The sequence below is a fragment of the Pseudomonas sp. HPB0071 genome (assembly GCF_000478505.2).
Taxonomy (GTDB): domain Bacteria; phylum Pseudomonadota; class Gammaproteobacteria; order Pseudomonadales; family Pseudomonadaceae; genus Chryseomonas; species Chryseomonas luteola.
The window spans coordinates 1-21,168 of sequence record NZ_KI517369.1 but is presented as its reverse complement, the minus strand read 5'-3'; the positions used below and the strand labels follow the sequence as shown (position 1 = coordinate 21,168).

Annotated in this window: 21 protein-coding genes and 1 pseudogene; 15 read left to right on the top strand and 7 right to left on the bottom strand. The window is 57.9% G+C overall.

Features of this window, described 5'->3' with window-relative positions; genetic code table 11:
- The 4 genes from HMPREF1487_RS22935 to HMPREF1487_RS22920 are packed head-to-tail and all read left to right on the top strand — an operon-like array spanning nucleotide 1 to nucleotide 3,797.
- Nucleotides 1-759 (top strand): SDR family NAD(P)-dependent oxidoreductase, encoded by a 759-nt coding sequence (locus HMPREF1487_RS22935; protein ID WP_010799156.1) that lies wholly within the window; start codon nucleotides 1-3, stop codon nucleotides 757-759.
- A 14-nt stretch (nucleotides 760-773) separates the two neighbouring features.
- Nucleotides 774-2,216, top strand: coding sequence for an aldehyde dehydrogenase family protein (locus HMPREF1487_RS22930; RefSeq protein WP_010799155.1), 1,443 nt, complete (start codon nucleotides 774-776; stop codon nucleotides 2,214-2,216).
- Between the two features lie 20 nt (nucleotides 2,217-2,236).
- Nucleotides 2,237-3,187: a LysR family transcriptional regulator gene (locus HMPREF1487_RS22925; RefSeq protein WP_010799154.1), complete on the top strand. Its 951-nt coding sequence runs from the start codon at nucleotides 2,237-2,239 to the stop codon at nucleotides 3,185-3,187.
- Entirely contained in the window at nucleotides 3,174-3,797 is a 624-nt protein-coding gene (locus HMPREF1487_RS22920) for a UbiX family flavin prenyltransferase (protein ID WP_010799153.1), read from the top strand. The genes HMPREF1487_RS22925 and HMPREF1487_RS22920 overlap by 14 nt, the downstream gene beginning before the upstream one ends.
- 16 nt (nucleotides 3,798-3,813) lie before the next feature.
- Here the strand turns inward: HMPREF1487_RS22920 and HMPREF1487_RS22915 are convergent, their stop codons facing one another.
- Nucleotides 3,814-4,593: an alpha/beta fold hydrolase gene (locus tag HMPREF1487_RS22915; RefSeq protein ID WP_010799152.1), complete on the bottom strand. Its 780-nt coding sequence runs from the start codon at nucleotides 4,591-4,593 to the stop codon at nucleotides 3,814-3,816.
- 90 nt (nucleotides 4,594-4,683) lie between these two features.
- Here HMPREF1487_RS22915 and HMPREF1487_RS22910 point away from each other — a divergent pair, with 90 nt between their 5' ends.
- Both HMPREF1487_RS22910 and HMPREF1487_RS22905 read left to right on the top strand, forming a co-directional pair.
- Entirely contained in the window at nucleotides 4,684-5,655 is a 972-nt protein-coding gene (locus HMPREF1487_RS22910) for an XdhC family protein (RefSeq protein ID WP_010799151.1), read from the top strand.
- A gap of 188 nt (nucleotides 5,656-5,843) precedes the next feature.
- Complete coding sequence (locus HMPREF1487_RS22905; protein ID WP_010799150.1) at nucleotides 5,844-6,698, top strand: helix-turn-helix transcriptional regulator; 855 nt, start codon at nucleotides 5,844-5,846, stop codon at nucleotides 6,696-6,698.
- A gap of 276 nt (nucleotides 6,699-6,974) precedes the next feature.
- Here the strand turns inward: HMPREF1487_RS22905 and HMPREF1487_RS28100 are convergent, their stop codons facing one another.
- On the bottom strand, nucleotides 6,975-7,334 hold the full coding sequence (locus tag HMPREF1487_RS28100) for an SPOR domain-containing protein (protein WP_230382341.1): 360 nt from the start codon (nucleotides 7,332-7,334) through the stop codon (nucleotides 6,975-6,977).
- Between the two features lie 873 nt (nucleotides 7,335-8,207).
- On the opposite strand from HMPREF1487_RS28100, the pseudogene HMPREF1487_RS22895 reads away from it, so the two are divergent.
- Nucleotides 8,208-8,585: pseudogene (locus HMPREF1487_RS22895) on the top strand (potassium transporter); the annotation flags it as partial.
- Nucleotides 8,586-8,664: 79 nt separating this feature from the next.
- Here HMPREF1487_RS22895 and HMPREF1487_RS22890 read toward each other — a convergent pair.
- The 3 genes from HMPREF1487_RS22890 to HMPREF1487_RS28590 form a co-directional block, all read right to left on the bottom strand.
- Nucleotides 8,665-9,648 carry an LLM class oxidoreductase gene (locus HMPREF1487_RS22890; protein WP_010799147.1) on the bottom strand — a complete coding sequence of 328 codons (984 nt, stop codon included), beginning with the start codon at nucleotides 9,646-9,648 and terminating at the stop codon, nucleotides 8,665-8,667.
- 211 nt (nucleotides 9,649-9,859) lie between these two features.
- Complete coding sequence (locus HMPREF1487_RS22885) at nucleotides 9,860-10,045, bottom strand: hypothetical protein (RefSeq protein WP_037031229.1); 186 nt, start codon at nucleotides 10,043-10,045, stop codon at nucleotides 9,860-9,862.
- Between the two features lie 66 nt (nucleotides 10,046-10,111).
- Nucleotides 10,112-10,420, bottom strand: a complete 309-nt coding sequence (locus HMPREF1487_RS28590) for a helix-turn-helix domain-containing protein (protein ID WP_371106407.1) — start codon at nucleotides 10,418-10,420, stop codon at nucleotides 10,112-10,114.
- Between the two features lie 768 nt (nucleotides 10,421-11,188).
- On the opposite strand from HMPREF1487_RS28590, the gene HMPREF1487_RS22875 reads away from it, so the two are divergent.
- The gene (locus HMPREF1487_RS22875) at nucleotides 11,189-11,491 is read left to right on the top strand and encodes a putative quinol monooxygenase (protein ID WP_007182542.1); all 303 of its coding nucleotides are present in this window, start codon (nucleotides 11,189-11,191) and stop codon (nucleotides 11,489-11,491) included.
- 692 nt (nucleotides 11,492-12,183) lie between these two features.
- Complete coding sequence (locus HMPREF1487_RS27490; protein WP_010799145.1) at nucleotides 12,184-12,432, top strand: hypothetical protein; 249 nt, start codon at nucleotides 12,184-12,186, stop codon at nucleotides 12,430-12,432.
- Between the two features lie 60 nt (nucleotides 12,433-12,492).
- Here HMPREF1487_RS27490 and HMPREF1487_RS22865 read toward each other — a convergent pair whose 3' ends face one another.
- Nucleotides 12,493-13,389, bottom strand: coding sequence for a LysR family transcriptional regulator (locus HMPREF1487_RS22865; protein ID WP_010799144.1), 897 nt, complete (start codon nucleotides 13,387-13,389; stop codon nucleotides 12,493-12,495).
- A 140-nt stretch (nucleotides 13,390-13,529) separates the two neighbouring features.
- Between HMPREF1487_RS22865 and HMPREF1487_RS22860 the strand changes: the two genes are divergently transcribed.
- The 4 genes from HMPREF1487_RS22860 (at nucleotide 13,530) to HMPREF1487_RS27825 (ending at nucleotide 18,613) form a co-directional block, all read left to right on the top strand.
- Nucleotides 13,530-14,519, top strand: coding sequence for a zinc-dependent alcohol dehydrogenase family protein (locus HMPREF1487_RS22860; protein WP_037031264.1), 990 nt, complete (start codon nucleotides 13,530-13,532; stop codon nucleotides 14,517-14,519).
- A 141-nt stretch (nucleotides 14,520-14,660) separates the two neighbouring features.
- Entirely contained in the window at nucleotides 14,661-16,091 is a 1,431-nt protein-coding gene (locus tag HMPREF1487_RS22855) for an IS1182 family transposase (RefSeq protein WP_010799142.1), read from the top strand.
- 699 nt (nucleotides 16,092-16,790) lie between these two features.
- Complete coding sequence (locus HMPREF1487_RS22850) at nucleotides 16,791-17,930, top strand: glutathione-independent formaldehyde dehydrogenase (protein WP_010799141.1); 1,140 nt, start codon at nucleotides 16,791-16,793, stop codon at nucleotides 17,928-17,930.
- Nucleotides 17,897-18,613, top strand: a complete 717-nt coding sequence (locus HMPREF1487_RS27825; protein ID WP_218186950.1) for a transposase — start codon at nucleotides 17,897-17,899, stop codon at nucleotides 18,611-18,613. Before HMPREF1487_RS22850 ends, HMPREF1487_RS27825 begins: the two co-directional genes overlap by 34 nt.
- Nucleotides 18,614-18,713: 100 nt before the next feature.
- Here HMPREF1487_RS27825 and HMPREF1487_RS22840 read toward each other — a convergent pair whose 3' ends face one another.
- Complete coding sequence (locus tag HMPREF1487_RS22840; RefSeq protein ID WP_084213921.1) at nucleotides 18,714-18,932, bottom strand: EthD domain-containing protein; 219 nt, start codon at nucleotides 18,930-18,932, stop codon at nucleotides 18,714-18,716.
- A 72-nt stretch (nucleotides 18,933-19,004) separates the two neighbouring features.
- Between HMPREF1487_RS22840 and HMPREF1487_RS22835 the strand changes: the two genes are divergently transcribed.
- Nucleotides 19,005-19,985, top strand: a complete 981-nt coding sequence (locus HMPREF1487_RS22835; RefSeq protein ID WP_010799138.1) for an IS5-like element ISPa16 family transposase — start codon at nucleotides 19,005-19,007, stop codon at nucleotides 19,983-19,985.
- Nucleotides 19,986-20,203: 218 nt separating this feature from the next.
- A complete protein-coding gene (locus HMPREF1487_RS22830; protein ID WP_010799137.1) occupies nucleotides 20,204-21,112 on the top strand; it encodes a formylglycine-generating enzyme family protein in 909 nt (302 codons plus the stop codon).
- The last annotated feature ends 56 nt before the right edge of the window (nucleotides 21,113-21,168 follow it).

The following is a 21,168-nucleotide window of genomic DNA, read 5'->3' as shown; positions in this document are numbered from 1 at the left end:
ATGAGCAGATTGAATGGAAAAGTCGCGATCATTACCGGTGCCGCGCAAGGCATCGGTGCCACTTATGCCCAGGCCCTGGCGGCCGAAGGTGCGACGGTGGTGCTTTGCGATTTGAACGCGCCTGACGAAACCGCCGCCGCGATCCGCAACAAGGGCGGTACGGCCCTGGCAATCGCTTGCGACGTGACCGACGGTGCCGCAGTTCAAGCCATGGTCGAGGAAGCCGTGGCGCAGTTCAGCGGTGTGCACGTACTGATCAACAACGCGGCGTTGTTCGCCACTCTGGAACTCAAACCGTTCGAGCAGACCAGCTCGGCGGAATGGGACCGGATCATGGCGGTCAACGTGCGCGGTTCCTTCGAGTGCGCGAAGGCGGTAATGCCGGTGATGCGCCGTCAGGGCTACGGCAAGATCGTCAACATTGCCTCGGCAACGGTTTTCAAAGGCGCACCGATGATGGCGGCGTATGTCGCGTCGAAGGGCGCGGTGATTGCCCTGACTCGCTCCATAGCGCGCGAAGTCGGCGACGCCGGCATCCGCTGCAACTGCCTGGCCCCCGGCCTGACCATGAGCGCCAACGTCCAGGCCAATGCCGCCTGGGCCGGGGATATCGTGCGCAACAACATTGCCAGCCGCTGCATCAAGCGCGAGGCGGTGCCGCAGGATCTGATCGGTGCCCTGCTGTTTTTGTCCAGCACCGACAGTGATTTCATGAGCGGCCAGACCCTTGTGGTCGACGGCGGTTCGGTGACCCATTGATTCAAGGAGGACTCATGCAAAGCCAACACTTCATCGATGGACAATGGACCGCTACGGATCGTTGGACCGACAGTCTCGACCCGGCAAACGGTGAGCTGATCGGATGCTTTGCCGACGGCGGCGAGGCCGAAGCTGAAGCGGCGGTGGCCGCCGCCGCCCGAGCCTTCAACGACCCGCAGTGGGCGCAGAATCCGCGCCTGCGTCAGCAGCTATTGCTGGAGTGGGCTGCCGGCCTGACAGCGCGTCAGGAACAACTCGCGCAGTTGCTGACTCGCGAGAACGGCAAGGCATTGGCGCAGTCCCGAGGAGAGATCGGCGGGGCGATTTCCGAGATTCTTTATTACGCCGGCCTGGCCCGGCACAACCCGGGGCACATGCTCGAAGTGGCGCCCGGTGAGTTCTCCAGCATGCTGCGCGAACCCGCCGGAGTGGCGGGGCTGATCATTCCGTGGAATGCCCCGGCGGTGCTGCTTGTTCGTGCTCTGGCGCCGGCGATCGCGGCGGGTTGCACGGTGGTGATCAAACCCGCGCCACAAACCGCGCTGTTCAACGCGGCGATGCTCGAACCGCTGTTCGCGTTGCCGGGCCTGCCGGCAGGGGCGGTCAATCTGTTCACCGAGAGCGGGCATGCCGGGGCAGCGCATCTGGTGGCTTCGCCGCGGGTGGATGTGCTCAGCTTCACGGGCTCGACCGCTACCGGCCAGCGCATCATGCGCGACTGCGCGGCGACCATGAAAAAGCTCTCTCTGGAACTGGGTGGGAAGTCCTGCTGCCTGGTCTTTGAAGATGCCGATATTGCCGCCATCGCGCCGAAACTGGCCGCGGCGGCCACCATTATCTCTGGCCAGCAATGCACTGCCGCCCGGCGCGTGCTGGTGCATGCCAGCCGCTTCGCCGAAATGAAAACCGCGCTGAGCGCCGCACTGGGGCGGATCCGCCTGGGCAATGGCCTCGATCCAGCGACGAACATGGGACCGCTGATCGACTGGCAATCCCGGGACAGCGTTGAGCGGCGCATTGGCGAGGCGCTGGACAGCTGTGACGAAGTGCTGCTGGCCGGTGGTCGCCCGCAGGGTGAACTGGGCAATGGTGCATTTCTCGCGCCGTCGCTGATCGCCCATCGCGATAGCAGCGCGTTCTTTTGTCAGGAAGAAATTTTCGGCCCGTTGCTGGTGCTGGAGTCCTTCGAAGATGAAGCCGAGGCAGTAGCGCGCGCCAACCATACCGAGTTCGGTCTGTCCGCGAGTGTCTGGACCGGGCAGGGCGCTCGCGCCTGGCGTGTCGCTCGGGCACTGCGCAACGGTACGGTGTGGCTCAACGACCACAACAAATTGTTCGCCGAGGCGGAAACCGGTGGCTACCGCAAGAGCGGCCTGGGGCGCTTGCATGGCGTCGATGCGCTGCTGGATTTCAGCGAGCTCAAACACATTTATCAGAACGTCGGCACACTCGGTTGAGCGCGCACGCGAGGGTGACTATGGAGCTGCGCCATCTGAAGTATTTCACCTGCCTCTATGAAGAGGGCTCCGTCACCCGGGCTGCACAGCGCTTGAATATCGTGCAACCGGCGTTGTCGATGCAGATCGCCAGGCTTGAGGAAGAGCTCGGGCAGACGTTGTTCGAGCGCAGCTCCAAGGGCATGGCGCCGACCGAGGCCGCAGATCAGGCTTATCGCTTGTTCATGCCGATTCTTGGCCAGCTGCTGGCGGCGCGTCAGGCCCTGATCGACCGTAGCGGCCAGATTGGCGGACGCATCAGCGCCGGGCCGATCGCCTCTGCCGCCAACAACGCGTTGGCCAGCACCCTGGCGCATTTCGTCGAGCATCACCCACAGGTCGAACTGAGTGTCACCTCGGGCTACAGCCAGGAACTTATTGCGAAGGTCCTGACCGGCGCGCTGGATTTCGCGGTCATCAACCAAAGCTTTCAGCATGAGCACCTGGTCGGCCGCGACATCTTCGATGAGGAGCTACTGATCGCCACCCGTGCAGCCAATCGCCTCAACGTAGCGTTGCCTTTGCCGTTGGCCAGTCTGGCGGGATTCAAACTGGTGCTGCCCTCGCGTCGTCACGGCTTGCGCAGGGTGATCGACCAGTACCTTGGCGCCCAGGGTATCGAAGTCACCCCGCAGCTGGAGGTGGACGACCTGGCGGTCATCGAGGACTTCCTGCGTCGCAGCGACTGGATAAGCGTGCTGCCGGCAACCATCCTGCATCGCGGATTGCACGAGGGTGCGTTACGCGCCTATCCGCTGGCCGCGCCAGGAATCAGCCGACGCATGGTCTGTGTGCACGACGCCCGTCGACCCTTGACTCCTGCGGCCATGCTGTTCATCGAGATGATCGGCAAAACCATGACCAGTGCACTGGACTCCATCCACTTCTACAAAGAAGGTCTAATAGAGGAAGGCGATCATGAGCGCGCATAGTAACAGTCGGCCGGAGCGGTTGATCGTAGGCATTTCCGGTGCCTCTGGTGCCGTCTATGGCATGCGTCTGCTGGAGCTGTTGCGAGACACGCCAATTGAAACCCATCTGGTGGTCAGCAAATCGGCGCTGATCACCTTGGCCCATGAAACCGACATGTCCTGGTCGCGGATCAAGACCCTCGCGGACGTCAGCTACGTCAATCAGGACATTGGCGCGGCGATCGCCAGTGGCTCGTTCAAGACCATGGGCATGATCATCGCGCCGTGTTCAATACGCAGCCTGTCGGAGATTGCCAGCGGCGTGACCTCGACACTGCTGACCCGCGCCGCCGACGTGGTGCTCAAGGAACGCCGGCGCCTGGTGCTGATGGTTCGCGAGACGCCACTGCACCGTAATCACCTGCGCAGCATGACCGAGCTGGCCGAGCTCGGTGCAGTGATCGCGCCGCCAGTGCCAGCGTTCTATACCAAGCCGACCAGCCTGGAAGACATGGTCGATCATACCGTTGGCAGGGTGCTGGACATGTTCGATATCGAACTGGGGATCGTGCGTCGCTGGCGTGAACAGCCGGAGCGCGTAGCAACGCTGGATGAGGTGGTCGATGGTTGAATCACGTTCGGTAGGTTCAGGCGGGGAGGCGCTCGAGGAATTCGCAGACCAGCTGCAGGGTCCGCTCGGTCGCTTCGGTCTGGGGAAAGTGTCGGCAGTTATCCAGCAATACACAGCGGCATGGCCCAGGCACCTTTCGCTCGATGACCCGCAGTTGCTCGGGCGTGGCGTAGTGGTCTTCGCGACCCTGAATGACCAGCAGCGGCCTTTCGATAAAAGCCAGCTGCGCTTCGAGATCGTCCAGGGAAAAGTCCGGGTGCAACCAACTGTCGCTCCAACCGTGAAAAGCGCCATCGACATTTGCCCCATGGTGGCGTGCCAGGCGTTCGCGCAATTCACCCTGATGCCAAACCTCGGTGGTATGGCGAATGCCATCGAGGCTCTCGGTCTCGACAATCACGTGAGGCGCCAGTGCAATGCTGCCCAACACGCGTGGATCGTTGGCGGCGGCATAGGCAAGGACGATGGATGCGCCGTCACTGTGACCGAGCAAGACCACTTGTGGCAGTTGCAAGGCATCGAGCAATTGCCGCAGTTCACGAGGGCCGTCGCTGCTCAGGTAGTTCAGCGGACGCGGCAGGGTTACCGGACTCGATTGCCCATAACCCTGACGGCTGTAAGTGACCACACCGCAACCGCTGGCCTGGGCCAGGCGCAGGGGGAAGTCTTTCCATTGGTCGGCGCTGCCGAGGCCTTCGTGCAACAGCACCAGCGTCGGTCGCGACAGGTCAGCCGGAGGCAGTTGGCGATATTCCAGGCGCAGCGGCCCAAGTTGCAAAAATTGTTGTGGCGACATGTTGAATCAACGATTGAACAAGATTGCTCGAAGGTTACCGTAAACGTAACCCTGCATGCAGCACCACGCTTTGCTTGAGGTACAGAAAACATGCGCCATCTCGATGTTCAGGTGATCGACCAGGCACTGCAATGGGCTCGCGCCGGGCGGGCCCAATGGCTGTGCACGGTGCTCTCCACCTATGGCTCCGCACCGCGTGCGCCGGGTGCGATGCTGGTGGCCAATGGCACGGGCGAACACGTTGGCTCGCTGTCGGGTGGCTGCGTCGAAGAGGAGTTTCTCGAAAGCCTGACGCGCGGTGAATTACGCGAACCGGCGCAGATCGTCAGTTATGGCGACAGCGTCGAGCAACGCCACCGTCTACGATTGCCCTGTGGGGGCGTCCTGATCGTGCTGGTCGAGCACCGCGCTGCTAGTCTCGAATGGATCGTACACCTGGAGAGTCTGCAAGCGGCGTTACTCGGCCAGCGCCGTCTGCTGCGTCACGTCGAGCTGAGCAGCGGTGCCTTGCGCCTGGACCCAGACACCGGACACGGCAGCGAGCGGGTGCAAGTCGTCGACGAAAGGGTGCGCATCAGCGTTGGCCCGGCGTTACGACTGATTCTGGCGGGGCTCTCGCCTGTCGCTGAAGTCTGCGCCAGCTTTGCCCGCGCCATCGGCTGCGAAGTCATCGCCTGCGACCCCCGGGAAGAGATGCTGCATGTACATCTCGAAGGTGTGGAGATGCAACGTGTGCTGCCCTCAATGTTCATTGCCGCCGGAGGTTGCCATGCAGCGACCGCGGTGGTGGCGCTGACTCACGATCCGCGAATCGATGATCTGGCACTGATGGAAGCGGTCCACACCCCGGCCTTTTACATCGGTGCCATGGGTTCTCAGGCAACCTCGGCCAAGCGCGCCGAGCGGCTCAAGCGCATCGGTGGTCTGACGGATGAACAGATTGCCCGTTTGCATATGCCCATCGGCCTCGATCTGGGCAGCAAGGCCCCGGCGGAAATCGCTCTGGCGGTGGTGGCCGATATCCTGCGCGTTTATCACGGGAAAGAACGCCATGCCTTGTAAGGCGGTTTTTCCGATGAGCGTGGGGGCTGCGAAAGTCGAGGTTGACGCTCGGTCATTCGCGCGCGATAGTAGCCCGCCAAGTGTTGCTGAACCATTGAGCGATCGCCGGGGTCCAGAACAGATAGAAGCTACGGTGATCCTTCATTATGGCCGATAACAATATCGCTTCAAGCGAACGGAGGAATCTGATGTCGATTGCCCAACGGGTTTTCCACGGCAGGTTTGGTCGGGTCGCCTTGCTGAATATGGATCGTTCGCTGGTCACCCACACCCATTCCGAATGCCATGTGCTGGTCAAGGTGTCCGGTGAAGACACTTACTTCAACGTCAACGGTCGGCGGGTTCCGCTCAGCGATCGCACGGCGGTGTTGGTCAACGCCTGGGAGCCGCATTTCTACGATCCGCAGCCGGGTGTCGGTGCCACCGTAATTCTGGCGCTCTACATCGAGTCCGCCTGGCTGGCCACTGCCCAGCAGTCGCTGGCGCTCAGCGGTCGGCCGGACTTTTTTGCCCAGTCGTGCATCGAGCTGTCGAGTCGTAATCGCACCTTGGCCGACATACTGGTCGCCGAAGCGCATGGCTGCGGGATCGTGCCGAAAGAGCGCATTGAATCCATGCTTTTCGACTTCCTGATCGAACTGATCGAGGACTTTTCCAGCTGGCGGCATTTGTCGCTACTGGGTGCGCCGAACTCAGGTGAGTTCCGGGACGCGCGCGTGCGCCGTGGCACCGCCTGGTTGCTTGAGCACCTCGATGATCCGAACCCGATCGACAATGCCGCGCGGGCTTGTGGGCTGTCGCGGGCGCACTTCTTTACGCTGTTCAAGAAGGATACCGGCATGACGCCGACCCTGTTGCTTAACGATGCGCGCATGCGCCGGGCTTTTGCCTGGCTTGAGCATGAGCGCAGTGGAACCTTGGGCCTGTTGTCGGAGAACCTCGGGTTCTCCGAGCAAGGTCATTTCACGCGGTTTTTCCAGCAACACATCGGCGCCTCTCCCAGCCAGTACCGAAGGGTAGTGGATAGTTATGCGGAGAGTTGAACCGAGAGGAGAGCGGAGGTATAGGGCAATGCGCCCGCCGATGAAGTGAGTCTTTCATCTTGAAAGTTAGCGGCTTGTATAGGCTACGAAAGTTGTAAAGTCTACTCATCGAGGCCGTAGTTCAGTTCGCTGATTTAAAACTTGATCCATAAGTAGGCGATCAGGCATTTCTTCAGGGCGAATTCGGCTCTAAGTTATTTTGTGGTCATGAATGCTTTCTTGTGTCAAACAAGTAGCCGTTTGTTCGAGTTTGGCCCAGAGCTAAATCGGGCTATGTCAATTTCCCGCCATTATCCATCCTCTAACGCCATGAAGTTTACTCAACTCTTTCACGACTCGGGCCGCGTCCTGCTTCTGTTTATACGGGCCGATGACGACAAAGTTGTTTTCTTTACGCGCTACCGGCAACCCCAGCTGCTGAATGGCTTTTCTGGCGCGATGGCGGCTTGGTGTGTTCAACGCAATTTCGATCACCCACAGACCGGATGAAGGCGTTGCTGAAGCGGCTTTTGCAGCGTGGGAAATGAAGCCGCCGCAGGCCAAACACGGGCGTTCTAGCGTGATTAGCGATCCTCGCACGGTGTGAAAGACGTGCCATTGCGGATCAACGGCTTTTTTGCTGGCGAAGAGTGCCAAGAGCAGGCAGAGGTAAAAGTGATCAGACCGCTAAGGATAATCGGCCATTTGTGTGCCTGTATGGGCAATGAAGGCAGCGTAAATACTGATGCTTCGTCTGGCTTTTCGATCGAAAACCGTACGGCGTCAGCCTCCGTTGAATCGGGTATGCGGTATTCGTTTTTCGCAAAAGGCGCGAGCCCGTAGGAATGTTTTGTACTGAGCTCTGTCGCAACTTTATTAGCAGTGTCATCGAGTAGTTGTTCGAACTTTTTCACTTTTTGCTGGATGTATGAATTGTCGACGTTATTTTGACAAATGGGTCCCGTGGACGTGTAGGTCCATAGTAGTGCTGATAGTTGCCCCAAAACGCCAGTAACCAGGAAGCCCAAGCCAAGCTTTCGCACAGCGGCCATCTCCAAATCAAGTGAATAGTTATTTATCCCATTTCTTTCTGATAAGCGGGGTTCTATTGTTGATCCTGGGAGGGTCTGAATTCTCGAGCGCGTCAGTGTGCCCAAGAGCCAAAACTGGTTGGCTGCTATTTTGTTGTTTGAAAGAACATCGAGCATGCACTTTATAGACTGTTGGTTGACGAAAAAGGCTCAGGTGATCGAAAATTTACCATATCAGATGGATTGGTTGGCGACCCCTTAAAACAAAACTTGTATTTAAGCTGGATATCGTGGGCAGAGTGCATTGACCAAGATTCAAGCCATGCCTGCGCGCTCGGTATAAATGAAAGGATTGTTAGGACGCCCTTTACGGTATGGACCGGCAGAAGCTGCTGAATCTTTGGTCACCCTTTCAAACGATGCCGGTGTCCTGAACTACACTTCAGGTGCCACTCTTACCCTGGAGAGTTCCTGGTGAACGCTCAGGATCTTGTGCTACGCCCGCGCCATCATTGTTTGTGTGGACGATAAAAAAACCGCGACACGCATTGTCGAAAGTACGCGGCACTACTGCCCGCAAGTGAAATTGCTGGTGCGCGCTTTTGACCGCGAACATGCGCTGGAACTGGTCAAACACGACGCCGACTATATCGTGCGGGAAACCTCTGAGTCGGCCCTGCTGCTCGGCCGTCAGGCGGTGGTGACTCTGGGGGCGTCGGAGCGCGAAGCCGACGCGGTGATCGACGAAGTGCGCAAACGTGATGCCGAACGTTTTGCCTTGGAAACATCGGGCGGCCTGTTTGCCGGACGAGCGTTGGTACTGGGGAACATCGAGCGCATTGATCCGCCAAACCAAGAAGCGCGGGATGCTCAGTGAGCATCATTAGAGCGGCGCACTCCAGTAACAGCACGGCCGTGAGGCCCGTCTGTTGTAACGCAGCAAACCAACCGGCGTATCAATTCGCTTCAGGACGCGGCTGTACTCCGAATTGCGGAACGATGTGAGTACCCAGCTCCTCAATGACTTCCTCAGCAGGGCGTTTTCCGTATTTGAGATTCAGGATAACGTGGTCCACTCCGATTTCCTCAAGCGACTCGAGCAAAAACCGGAGATGGTAGCGTCCAAGTTTGAACCCCAAATGAATGCGAGTGGGCGGCGTAGACGGGTTCTCATCGAGGTCGATGTAGAGCGACTGAGTGAAGGGCTTATAGACGGGGCCACATTGCTTCATGACCTCCTGCCGCCAATCTTCCACGATCATTCGCTGCATGTTCGGTATACGTGGATAGTTGATCCATCCGACGCTTTCGCGCGCGATCCAATCCAGTGACTGGCGACTATTCCCAGTCACGAGCATTGGAATGACTTGGGTAGTGGGTTTCGGAATGAGGTCTGCGCCCCGCATCTCTCCACCGCTCCAGCGAATGGGCTCAAAGCTGGTGCTGTGGGCTCTGCGAATCACCTCGTAGTGCTCCCGAAAGATTTCTCCGCGCCTTTCGGGATCGACGCCAAAAGCCGAAAACTCCACTGGGCGATCGCCGGAAGCTACCCCCAGTATCAAGCGACCTTCGCTCAACTGATCAACCCTGGCTGATGCCTTGGCCGTGTGCAGAGGATGGTGTATAGGGAGGGCAATGGATGCGGTGCCAAGCGCTATCTCCGACGTATGAGCAGCCATGTAGCCCAGGTAAACCCAAGGGTCGAACAGTTGGCCAACATCGCCGAAGCTAGGGTCCCGAAGAGGCACGTCGCGAAACCAGAGTGCGCAGAAGCCCAGAGCCTCCGCTCGTTTGGCCAATTCGACCTGGTTGAGCATGCTCGGAATGTCCCCACCGAAGGCCTCCAAAGGGAAGAACAATCCCAGGCTCAAATGACCCGGAGTGAAGGTTCGGCTGAACCCTCGATGCTGCTGATAAGGAATCGTGCTCGGCAGATACATTCTAATCTTCCTCAATGGGAGAACCACGCAATAGAAGTGCAACGAGCTGCTGCGAACCATTGCGAACTCGATCGTAAAGCCTGCCCGATTGTAGACCTGCAAGCAGGTTTCTCAGCCATGCTGGTCGCCGGAAACGGGCATCAAACTCGTCTGCGATGGGATGTAGGTTCAATTCCCAAACCCTGAATCGAACCCGTGTCCGCACGGTAGTTCAAACGGTGGGCTCGGCGGCTGCGTCATTGTCGGCGGCGGGGTCGGTGAGCCGCCGAATCGTCAGTGCACAGCGTTGCTCAATCAAGGTATTGATTTGCTCAACCACGACATTGCCAGCAAAACTTTGTCCGGGGTCAAACTGGAGCTTGCGCGCCGTGGCGGGCAGTAGTTTTGTCAGGTCCAAATGCGCCGTTTGGCCTGCGTCAGTTTCTCGGCGGTCTCCAGCCGTGTATACACCAAACGCCTCTGGTCATCCACCGCGTCGCAACTCTCTGACACCCCGGCCCAGCTTGCGGCGCAACAGGGCCCGCAGGCTCACCCCATCCGAGTACCCGACCTGTGCGGCGACTTGGTCGACGCTCGCGTTTCCGGTGCGCAAGAGATGGACGGCATGCTCCACGCGCAGGTCCTGGAAATACGACAACGGTGTCTTGCCCAAAACGCTTTGCAGCCGCCGCGCCAAGGTGCGCTCGCTTGTGCCCGCGGCGCTGGCCGCCTCGGCCAGCGAGAACCCCTTCGCGAGCTGACTTCTGGCCCAGCACTCGAAGCGCTCCACCATCGGGTCGGCATGCGCAAGGTGGTCGGGAATAACGAACTCGGCTTGCGAACTGCGTGCCTCGACCAGCAGATAGCGTGCCACCAGGGCCGCCAGCGCCGGACTGCGCTCCCGGATGATGCGCAAGGCCAGGTCGACGTGGGCCAAAGCGGCACCAGCGGTGGTGAAGCGTGTCGAGTTCACGATCATGCGTGACTCTTCCAGCTTGACGTTCGGATAGCGCTGCCGAAACATCGGCCCCAGCCACCATGACGTCGTCGCACGATGCCCATCAAGCAGGCCGCTCTCTGCAATCAAGAAGCTACCGGAGCAAGCGGCACCTAGGTGCGCGCCAGCGGTGGACCACTGCTGTAGCGCCGCGACCGCGTCGGGCACATCGGGGCGTGTGAGCCGAGCTGAGAGCGTGTCAGGCATCTTGTCGCCAAACGCGGGCACGAGCACGACGTCTGGTTCCGGCACACTACGCGCAGGGACCACGGGGACCGTCAAGCCTTGCGCAGTTCGGATGCGACGCCGCACGCCCACCAGCGTGAGCTCTATGTGCGCGGGAGCCTGTGGCAGCGAGCCCGCCATCGCATTGGCCAAGCCCACTGTGTCGGTGAGCGCCGCAAGCCCCAGATCAAACACGCCATCACAAACAAGGATGTGGAGTTTCATGGCAACAATGATATCAATGTTGTCATTATTGTCTATAGAGATGGCTGTCATGACGACCTAGACTGCAGGCTCGTTGATCCATTCACCTAACCCATTTACCCAAAGGATTACAGTATGACCAAGCTCGCCCTGTTTGTTCGCCTCGAAGCCAAACCCGGCCAGGAGGCTGCGCTTGCCGACTTCCTGGCCAGCGCACTGCCGCTCGCCAACGCCGAGTCCGGCACCACTGCCTGGTTCGCATTGAAGTTTGGCCCTTCGACGTTCGGTGTGTTCGATGCCTTTGCCGATGAGGCAGGTCGCCAAGCACATCTGAACGGCCAGATCGCCGCGGCCTTGATGGCCAACGCCGCGACCTTGCTCAGTTCTCCGCCCAATATCGAGAAGGTCGAACTGCTTGCAGCCAAACTGCCTGCATGACAACCCGGCCTTGACCCAATCAGGTCATGCTGCAGGATGGGGGTCACACGGCCCTACGCAGCGATCCCCCCCCCTCGATTGCACTTGCCCAGGGAGCTACCTTCCACAGCGATTGGGGGGGCAATATTGCAGCCAGAACTTCCAAGCTGCGTCAGCAAGCAGGGGCAACATCAGGGCTAGCTGAGATGTTCCGATTCGTCGGGTAGTTATCGAGAAGTACCGACTGTTTGCAACGTGTCGGTACCGAGAGCCGACTGGGCGAGCCAGATTTCCGGCCCATTGGAAGTCCGCAGTCCGCAAGCGCGGATCGATCGAGCGATTTCTTGAAAATCAACGACCTAGCATCGTGCCGTGCGGGCTAGTGAGGGTTTCTGGGGGGCGTGCGTAACGATTCGAACTCCTGCAGGGGCTCGGTGGGGTGGAACCCTGCGCCAAACCTATGTAACTCAGCGCCTTACGACCGCTGCAAACTCCTGCGGAAAGGTGCGGAATCCGGCCCTTGATGCCCGCAATCCTACCAGTTCTGCTCTGGTCGGATCACCAACCGAGCGCATCAGACAGGACGCCAGTTCTATTCCCGCTTGCGGAATTGAACCCGCGCCCGCATCCACTCATCCGACGTTCGATCAGGCGGTGACGAACCGCTCCCGAAATGCTCGCCGGACCTGGTCGTAAGGCACAGGGCTGGTGGCGTGCGGGACCAGCGCGCTTCTGTCGCCGATGAGGTAGTTGATCCGGTAGGTGCAGTTTCCGGAGGAGTGCAGCATGCCGCCAATCACCCGGTCGGGATTCAGAACCCGCTCCTGGATCAGGCGGTCCAGCACGCTCTGGACCTGCGGCCCCAAGCCAACGAACATGGCATCTTTCAGTTCTTCGACTTCCGCCGCGAAGTGCTACAGCAGGTACTTCCTCAGCAAGGGGTGCTTGGTCATATCCGGTGAGCCACGGTAATCGTCGTCCTTTTACGAATACCGGATAGCGCAGACATTGATTTTCGTGCGTTAGAGAGGGCCTCGCTGCCCAAAAGCCTCACGCGCAAACTCCAAGAAGCTGCGCAGCTTTGGAGTCATTCTTCGGTCAGGGGCATAGAGGATGTGCATTGCGGTATTCGGCACTGGGTACTGCGGCAACAGACGCACCAGTGTCCCATCGCGCAGTGCATCGCTAACCAACTCTATCGGCTGTAGAACCACACCTAGACCAGCTACAGCCGCTGCCAGCAGTGGATCACCTTGATTGATCGTTAATTTGCTTGTAATAGGAACATCTATACGCCCCTCCGGGCTGTCGAAGCTCCAGTGTGAGCGGCCATCAGAATAGGTAAACCCCAGACACTCCTGCTGCTGTAGATCCCACGGATTGATGATGGGAGGGCGACGTGCAAGATAGGACGGCGCAGCGCATAAAACCATCTGATAGGGCTCCAGTGGCACTGCCTTCAACCCACTGCTCACCAGCTCGCCGATGCGAAATACCGCGTCGTAACCATCATCAACGATATCGACCAGTTCGTTCGATAACGTTAGGTCAACAGACACTTGAGGATACCGAACCATGTATTCCAGCAGGCGTGGCGAAAGCGTGCGAATTCCGAACGTGACCGGCGCGTTGATGCGAAGGCGGCCACTTGGTGTGCCCCGAGTGAGGGCCGCCAGGTTCTCGGCAGACTGCATGTCTGCAAGGATCAGTTTTGCTCGCGGGTAGAACGCCCTGCCGAAGTCGGTGAGGCTTTGCCTGCGCGTAGTCCGGTGCAGCAGGGAAACACCCAGATGTTGTTCGAGCATTTTCACCTGTTTCCCTACCAATTGAGGGGACAGATTCAGGTCGTCCGCAGCGGCGCTGAATGAACCCAGCTCAACTGTTTTGACGAACGTGGCCATCTGGGTCAGGCGATCCATTATAAACACTCTGTTTCTAGTAATGCGCCATCGTAGGCCTTTATCTAGCGCCAACCAATGACTAAATTTTCGTCACCTTTCGAGTGCCCGGATACCTTCCGGATGTACGTCGGGGCCCATTGATAAACGAGATATCTATGATGGCACGCATTGTCAGAATTCATGAATACGGTGACGCCAGCGTTCTGAAGCTGGAAGATCTGGAAGTATCGGCACCAGCAGCAAACGAGGTGCAAATTAGTGTTAAAGCCATTGGCTTGAACCGAGCCGAAGTGATGTTCCGCAATCACGCATACCTACAAGAAGCGGAGTTCCCCAGCCGCTTAGGCTACGAGGCCGCAGGCATCGTAACGGCAGTTGGGAGCGACGTAACCGAGATCACGATTGGTGACTCGGTCGCTCTGATCCCACCTCTGGATATTACTCGCTGGGGCACCTACGGCGAGTTGGCCAATGTACCGGCCCACCTGGTGGTAAAGAGCCCTGAGAACTTGTCCTTTGAAGAGGCTGCGGCGTCTTGGATGCAGTACGTCACCGCCTGGGGGGCATTGATTGAACAGGCGAAGCTACGGCAGGGCGATTTTGTCATCGTTACCGCCGCGTCAAGCAGTGTTGGCTTGGCCGCCTTCCAAATGGCTCGTATGGTCGGCGCCACATCGATTGCGATCACTCGAACTCACGCGAAGAAGCAAGCCCTACTTGATGCAGGCGCTGAGCATGTCATCGTCAGCGATGAAGAGGATATCGTCGAGCGTGTTATGACGATAACTGCCGGTCAAGGCGCTCGCGTTGTATTCGATCCTGTAGGCGGGCCGTCCTTTGAACCTCTCACGCAGAGCATGGCGCGAGGCGGAATTTTGCTGGAGTACGGCGCACTTAGCTCTGAACCGACACCATTCCCACTGTTTACCGTGCTGGGCAAAAGCCTGACTTTGAAGGGCTATCTCTACGCAGAGATTGTGGCCGACCCTGAAGCCCTAGAGAGAGCAAAGGCTTTTATTCTGCAAGGGTTGAAGTCCGGTGCGTTGCGCCCGATCATCGCAAAGACATTCACACTTAGCGACATCCAGGATGCCCATCGTTTCCTTGAAACCAATCAGCAGATCGGCAAGATCGTGGTAACTGTCTGACCAGCAATTATGGGGCTGAGAGCGTAATCCTTCGGCCCCGATTCAAGCCAGCCCTGATGACCGCTTTTGGCCCAGGCTGTGTAAAAACGCTGGCATCGACCTTGCTGTGATTTGATGGAGTCAAATCAGCGGGGGATGCCGATGAAGCGTTTTATCCAAGGTGAGCATCGAGGCCAAAGCGTGCTGCTTCCCGAGAGCCTGGATGACTACGTGGCGGACACCAACCCGGTGCGCGTGGTTGATGTGTTCGTCGATGAACTCGACCTTGGTCAACTCGGTTTCGAGGGCGTTGTCCCTGCAGAAACTGGTAGGCCTGCTTATCATCCTGCCGTCCTGCTGAAGATCTACATCTACGGCTACCTCAATCGAATTCAGTCCAGTCGCCGCCTTGAGCGAGAGACCCAGCGCAACGTTGAGCTGATGTGGTTGACCGGGCGCCTGATGCCGGACTTCAAGACCATCGCCAACTTCCGTAAGGACAACGGTAAGGCCATCCGCGGCGTTTGTCGGCAGTTCGTCGTGCTGTGCCAGCAGCTCGGTCTGTTCGCCGAAGCGCTGGTGGCTATCGACGGCAGCAAGTTCAAGGCGGTCAACAATCGTGATCGCAACTTCACCAGCGCCAAGTTGCAACGGCGGATGGAGGAAATCGAATCCAGCATCAGCCGCTACCTCACCGCCCTGGACACTGCCGATCGGCAGGAACCTGCCGTGGCACAAGCCAAGGCCGAGCGACTGCACAGCAAGATCGCGGCGTTAAAAGTGAAGATGCAGGAACTCCAGGCCATCGAGATCCAGCTTCAGACCGCCCCAGACAAGCAGATTTCACTGACCGATCCTGATGCTCGCTCGATGATGACGCGCGGCACCGGGATGGTCGGTTACAACGTCCAAGCTGCGGTCGATACGAAGCATCATCTGATCGTGACGCACGAAGTCACCAACGACGGCGTCGACCGTGATCAACTGAGCAGCATGGCCATGCAGGCGCGGGAAGCGATGGGCGTGGAAGCACTCTCGGTGGTCGCCGACCGAGGCTATTTCAAGAGCGAGGAAATTCTGGCTTGCCATGAAGCCGGCATCACTGCTTTCGTGCCCAAGACGCTGACTTCTGGAGCAACAGCGGCTGGCCGCTTTGGCAAAGGTGACTTCATCTATGACGAAGCAAGGAACGAGTACCGATGCCCTGCTGGGCAAAGCCTGATCTGGCGCTTCTCACGCGTCGAGAAAGGGCTAAAGCTGCACCGTTACTGGAGTTCGCACTGCCAAGGGTGCGCGTTGAAAGATCAGTGCACACCGAGCGCACAGCGCCGTGTGAGTCGCTGGGAGCATGAGTCGGTGCTCGATGCGATGCAGACTCGCCTGGATCAGGCACCGGAGATGATGCGCATCCGCCGTCAGACGGTGGAGCATCCGTTCGGCACGTTGAAGGCCTGGATGGGCGCCACTCATTTCCTCACCCGAACGCTCGACCGGGTGAGCACGGAAATGAGCCTGCACGTGCTCGCCTACAACTTCAAACGAGTGCTGAACCTGCTGGGCAATCGTGTGCTGATGGCGGCAATGAGGGCCTGAAATCCCGTTGGCTGCCCACTTAACTCGCCGCACTACCTCGTGGAGGTCGCACTTGCCCCAAGTCAGCGGGATGCCTCGAATCGACACACCAGGGCCCACGAGGCCGCTGAGCGCCCCTAAAAACGATCCAATATCCAGCTATCCATCACTCGCTGCGTTTTTACACAGCCTGGGCCGTAAACAGCCTGCCGAGACCGTCCGCTTTGGGTCGATAGCAGCCCTGCAAGCTGTCCCCGTGGCTGGAATGCCATTCCTAAGTTGTTCATGGAGATTGTTCAGGCAGTCGCAGCCATTACAAGCAGTCGCAGCCATTACAAGCAGACCCTAGGGCGGCTGGATGAATTGCCGTCTGCAGTCGCAACAATTTCGAAAACCTAAGGAAGGTCTGAAGTTGCAGAAACTGTCCGATATTCCCTCAAAGCTGTTGATGGAACGCGAGCGGTAATTGGCCAGTGCATCAGGGAGCTCATGAGGGACGTGAGGCGCTGATTGACAGGGGTGTCGTAGCCATATTGCTTCTATGGCGTTCAACTGTCTAATTTCGTCACGAGCTGCAAATTCAAGGGCCGCCACGCGCGGGCGACGGCATTACCACTCGTCTGGTCATAGCTCGATTTGTGGAACATACGTTCGTAGAACTAGACAGATGTCCCGTAAGCAGACGAACCCCCCTCATCGTCGCTTGAACAGGAGAGTCTAATGAAGGCCATCGTTTACAACGGGCCACGCGACGTCAGCGTGCAAAATGTCCCAGACGCCAAGATCGAAAAACCTACCGACGCCGTAGTGCGCATCACCACTACCAATATCTGCGGCTCTGACCTGCATATGTACGAGGGCCGCACCTCGATGGAGACGGGACGTGTTTTCGGTCACGAGAACCTCGGAGAAGTCATCGAAGTCGGCGCCGGCGTAGATCGCATCAAGGTAGGTGATCGCGTCTGTTTGCCATTTAATATCGGCTGCGGTTTCTGCGAAAACTGTGAAAAAGGTTTGACCGGTTTCTGCCTCACGGCCAACCCCGGCAGTGTTGGTGCTGCTTACGGGTTTGCCGATATGGGCTCATACCAGGGTGGTCAAGCAGAACTGCTGCGTGTGCCATATGCGGACTTCAATTGCCTGGTGCTGCCAGAGGATGCGCAAGAGAAAGAAAACGACTACGTCATGCTGTCAGACATATTCCCCACCGGATGGCATGCCACTGAACTGGCTGGCCTGATGCCGGGTGAAAGCATCGCCATTTACGGTGCAGGGCCAGTGGGCCTGATGGCAGCTCATGCCGCGATGATCAAAGGCGCCTCGCAAGTGTTCGTGGTCGACAACCATCCGGATCGATTGAAATTGGCCGCGCAGATGGGGGCCACGCCAATCAACTCCCTGGAGAAAGAGGCGGTTGATCAGATCCTCAACCTGACTCACGGCAAAGGCACTGATCGAGGTTGTGAGTGTGTGGGGTACCAGTGCTGTGACAAACACGGCCATGAGGTCAATCACCTGACGATGAACAACCTGGTAGCTTCCACCAAGGCCACGGGTGGCATCGGCGTCGTCGGGGTGTTTGTTCCTCAGGATCCGGGCGCGAAAAATGAACTGGCGAAGGAAGGCAAAATGGCCTTCGATTTCGGCGCGTTCTGGTTCAAGGGCCAGCAGATACGCACCGGGCAAGCCAACGTCAAAGCCTATAACCGCAGGCTTGCGGAGCTGATCCATCACGACCGCGCCAAGCCTTCGCAGATCATCTCTCACAGCCTGAAATTGGCGGAAGGGCCCGATGCGTACAAGCATTTCGATGCGCGAGATGAGGGTTGGACAAAGGTCATTCTGAAGCCGGCAGCCTGATCGAACGGCTGTATGGATCTGACGCCCTGACGATATCGCCGGGCGTCAGCCCAAAGACCCGCCTACTCGCGCTTACAGTATGGCCGCTATGTATTTACCGACCACATACCACCTGTCGTCCGCTCGAAATGCGAGCGCGGTTGTTGCGCAAGATGATCAAGGGAAAAATGGTAAGCGTACTGACTTCGGTGGTCGACCCGCTGCGCTTTCCGGGTGGGGAGATCGTCGACCTTTACAGTCAACGCTGGGAAATTGAGCTGGGCTATCGGGCGATCAAGCAGAGACTGCTGGGCGGCGAATATACCCTGAGAAGCAAGACGCCAGAGATGATCGCTCAAGAGCTATGGGGTGTGCTGCTGGGCTACAACCTTTTGCGCTACCAGATGGTACTGATGTCCAGGCAGTGTTCCGGTGTGTACCCCTGCGAAATGAGTTTCACTGCCTGCAGTTGGGCCATCTTGGGGTTGCTGCATGGCACGTCACTGAACCATCCCGGCAACTTGCCAGGATTTCTGAGAGATTTGCAGGCATCAGCCGCTCGATATGTTTTACCCCATCGGCGACCTGATCGATGGTTCCCACGCGCAGTCGTCGGACATGCTGTCGAAACGACACATAGACGGCACCTCGTGCGAATTGAGACTCGCACGGGTCCCCATGTTCATTGGGGAATCTGCCAGTGATTTACGTTAAATCAATAACCAGGGGTTCACTCGTAGATGAAAGCCCCTCCAGAATGAATGGAGGGGTGGCCTGATCGGCGATAACCGCTTTGAGCAGCTTTCAAACAAGTGTTTCAGTGACGAAGGGCTTGAGCTGGCCAATGAACGTTTTGCCATGTTCGAACCAGGCTTTGCGCACTGCCGACTCGATATATCGTTGGTAGTCCTCCGGGCTTTGGAACCAGCATTCGCCAATCGCGTGAACCGGCCCTACATCCAGGTATGGCACATGGGTATCGGCAGGGTTTTCAGCCACCAACCTAACCTCATATTTATACAGGCTCTAGGGAAGGTCTGAAAAAGACTTCCTGAATCTGGTGAAATACGCCGATCCCGCCAGCCGAGTTTTTCCATGAAGCAGATGACCTTCGCCGACGCCGAGTACGCCGGCAAGCGCAAGCAGACCCGTAAGGAATTGTTCCTGATCGAGATGGATCAGGTGGTGCCGTGGAAGGGATTGATTGCCCTGATCGAGCCACACTACCCAAAGGGTGAAGGTGATCGTCCAGCCTATCCGCTGATGGCCATGTTACGTATCCATCTGATGCAGAACTGGTTCGGCTACAGCGACCCGGCCATGGAAGAAGCGCTCTACGAGACGACCATCCTGCGTCAGTTCGCCGGGCTGAGCCTGGAGCGTATTCCCGACGAAACCACCATCCTCAACTTCCGTCGCTTGCTGGAGAAACATGAGCTGGCAGCCGGCATCCTCGGCGTAATCAATGGCTACCTGGGGGATCGCGGCCTGTCGCTGCGCCAGGGCACTATCGTCGATGCCACACTGATCCACGCGCCCAGCTCGACCAAGAACCAGGACGGCAAGCGCGACCCGGAAATGCGCCAGAGCAAGAAAGGGAACCAGTATTACTTTGGCATGAAGGCGCACATCGGCGTGGATGATGAGTCGGGGCTGGTACACAGCGTGGTAGGCACGGCAGCCAACGTGGCGGATATCACCCAGGTCGACAAACTGCTGCACGGTGACGAGAACGTCGTCTGCGCCGATGCCGGCTACACCGGCGTCGAAAAGCGCCCCGAACATGCTGGCCGCGAAGTGATCTGGCAGGTCGCAGCACGCCGCAGCACCTACAAGAAGCTCGATAAACGCAGCGCCCTGTACAAAGCCAAGCGCAAGATCGAGAAGGCCAAGGCACAAGTGCGAGCGAAGGTCGAGCACCCGTTTCGAGTGATCAAGCGCCAGTTCGGTTACGTGAAGGTGCGCTTCCGTGGCCTGGCCAAGAACACCGCTCAGCTGGTGACGCTGTTCGCGCTGTCAAACCTATGGATGGCGCGCCGACATTTGCTGACTACCGCAGGAAAGGTGCACTTGTAATGCGGAAAATGGCTGCTGCGAGGTGCTCGCGGCGGCCAAAAACGGAGAACTGAGCGGGTTACCTGGTCGATTTTGATCGACGGCCCGCTTTCAAAAGCAGCGAGGGCTGAAGTCGACCGGAAATACAGGGCTACTTCAGACCTTCCTTAGGTCTCTTTGGGGCCTAGCTACATACATACCCATTTTGCCGGCATGGACAGCCTTGGATATAAGTGTACATGTTAACCTTGTACCTGATTGCTATTTCAGGGATGAACATGACTGCGCGTATCCTGGCTGTTTCACTTATCAGCCTCGGCCTCTTGGCTGCCTGCGACTCTGACTCCGCATCGCTTCCCCAAAGCAGCGTTCTGTTACCTGAACAGGTGCAGGCTATTGCTCAGGGGATTGAACAGAAATACCCAAATCTCTCTGGTGCCAAGCAAGGGGAAGTTCTGGCGCTTGCGATACGCTCCCTCGACGAGATGATCTTTGTTGAGGGCGGCGAGTTTGAAATGGGTGACTTTGGCTGGATCTGTGATTTTGACCCCGCTCAGAAATGCGACTGGCCGTGTGGGGAGGAACCAGAGAACCTCTGTCCTATTACACCCGATAGTGATAATCCGCTTCATCAGGTCAAGCTGGACAGCTATTACCTGGCTAGCAAGAAAACGACGTTGAAGGATTTTGATCTCTTCAGAGAGGCACAGGGTCTTGAGGTTTTTAATAGAGAACAGCGTAAACGGGATGATTTGAAACAAAAATACCTCCCTGCTAATCCAGCTCCCACTAAAGACTGGCAACAGGCCAAGGACTACTGCAACTGGATTGGCGAGCTCAGCGGCTACCCAGTGGACTTGCCTACAGAAGCACAGTGGGAATTTGCAGCGCGAGACAGAGGGAAAAAGATTCTTTACCCAACCAATGATGGTACGCTGCAAATCGGAAAGAATTTTCCAGATAGAAATACTCGACCAGGGCGCCCCGCTATGCCAACGGCAGTAGATAGCTATCCGCCAAATTCTCTAGGCCTATATATGGCAGCAGGGAGCGCTACAGAATGGGTCAATGACTGGTACAGCGAGAGTTACTATGGAGAGTCGCCAGTACTAAGAGGGTGTAGACAAAATATACCTGGAGTAAGCTGACCCTCTGGTTCTAAGCCTTTGGGGTCTGTTTATGACTAAGCATAACAGGACTGAAA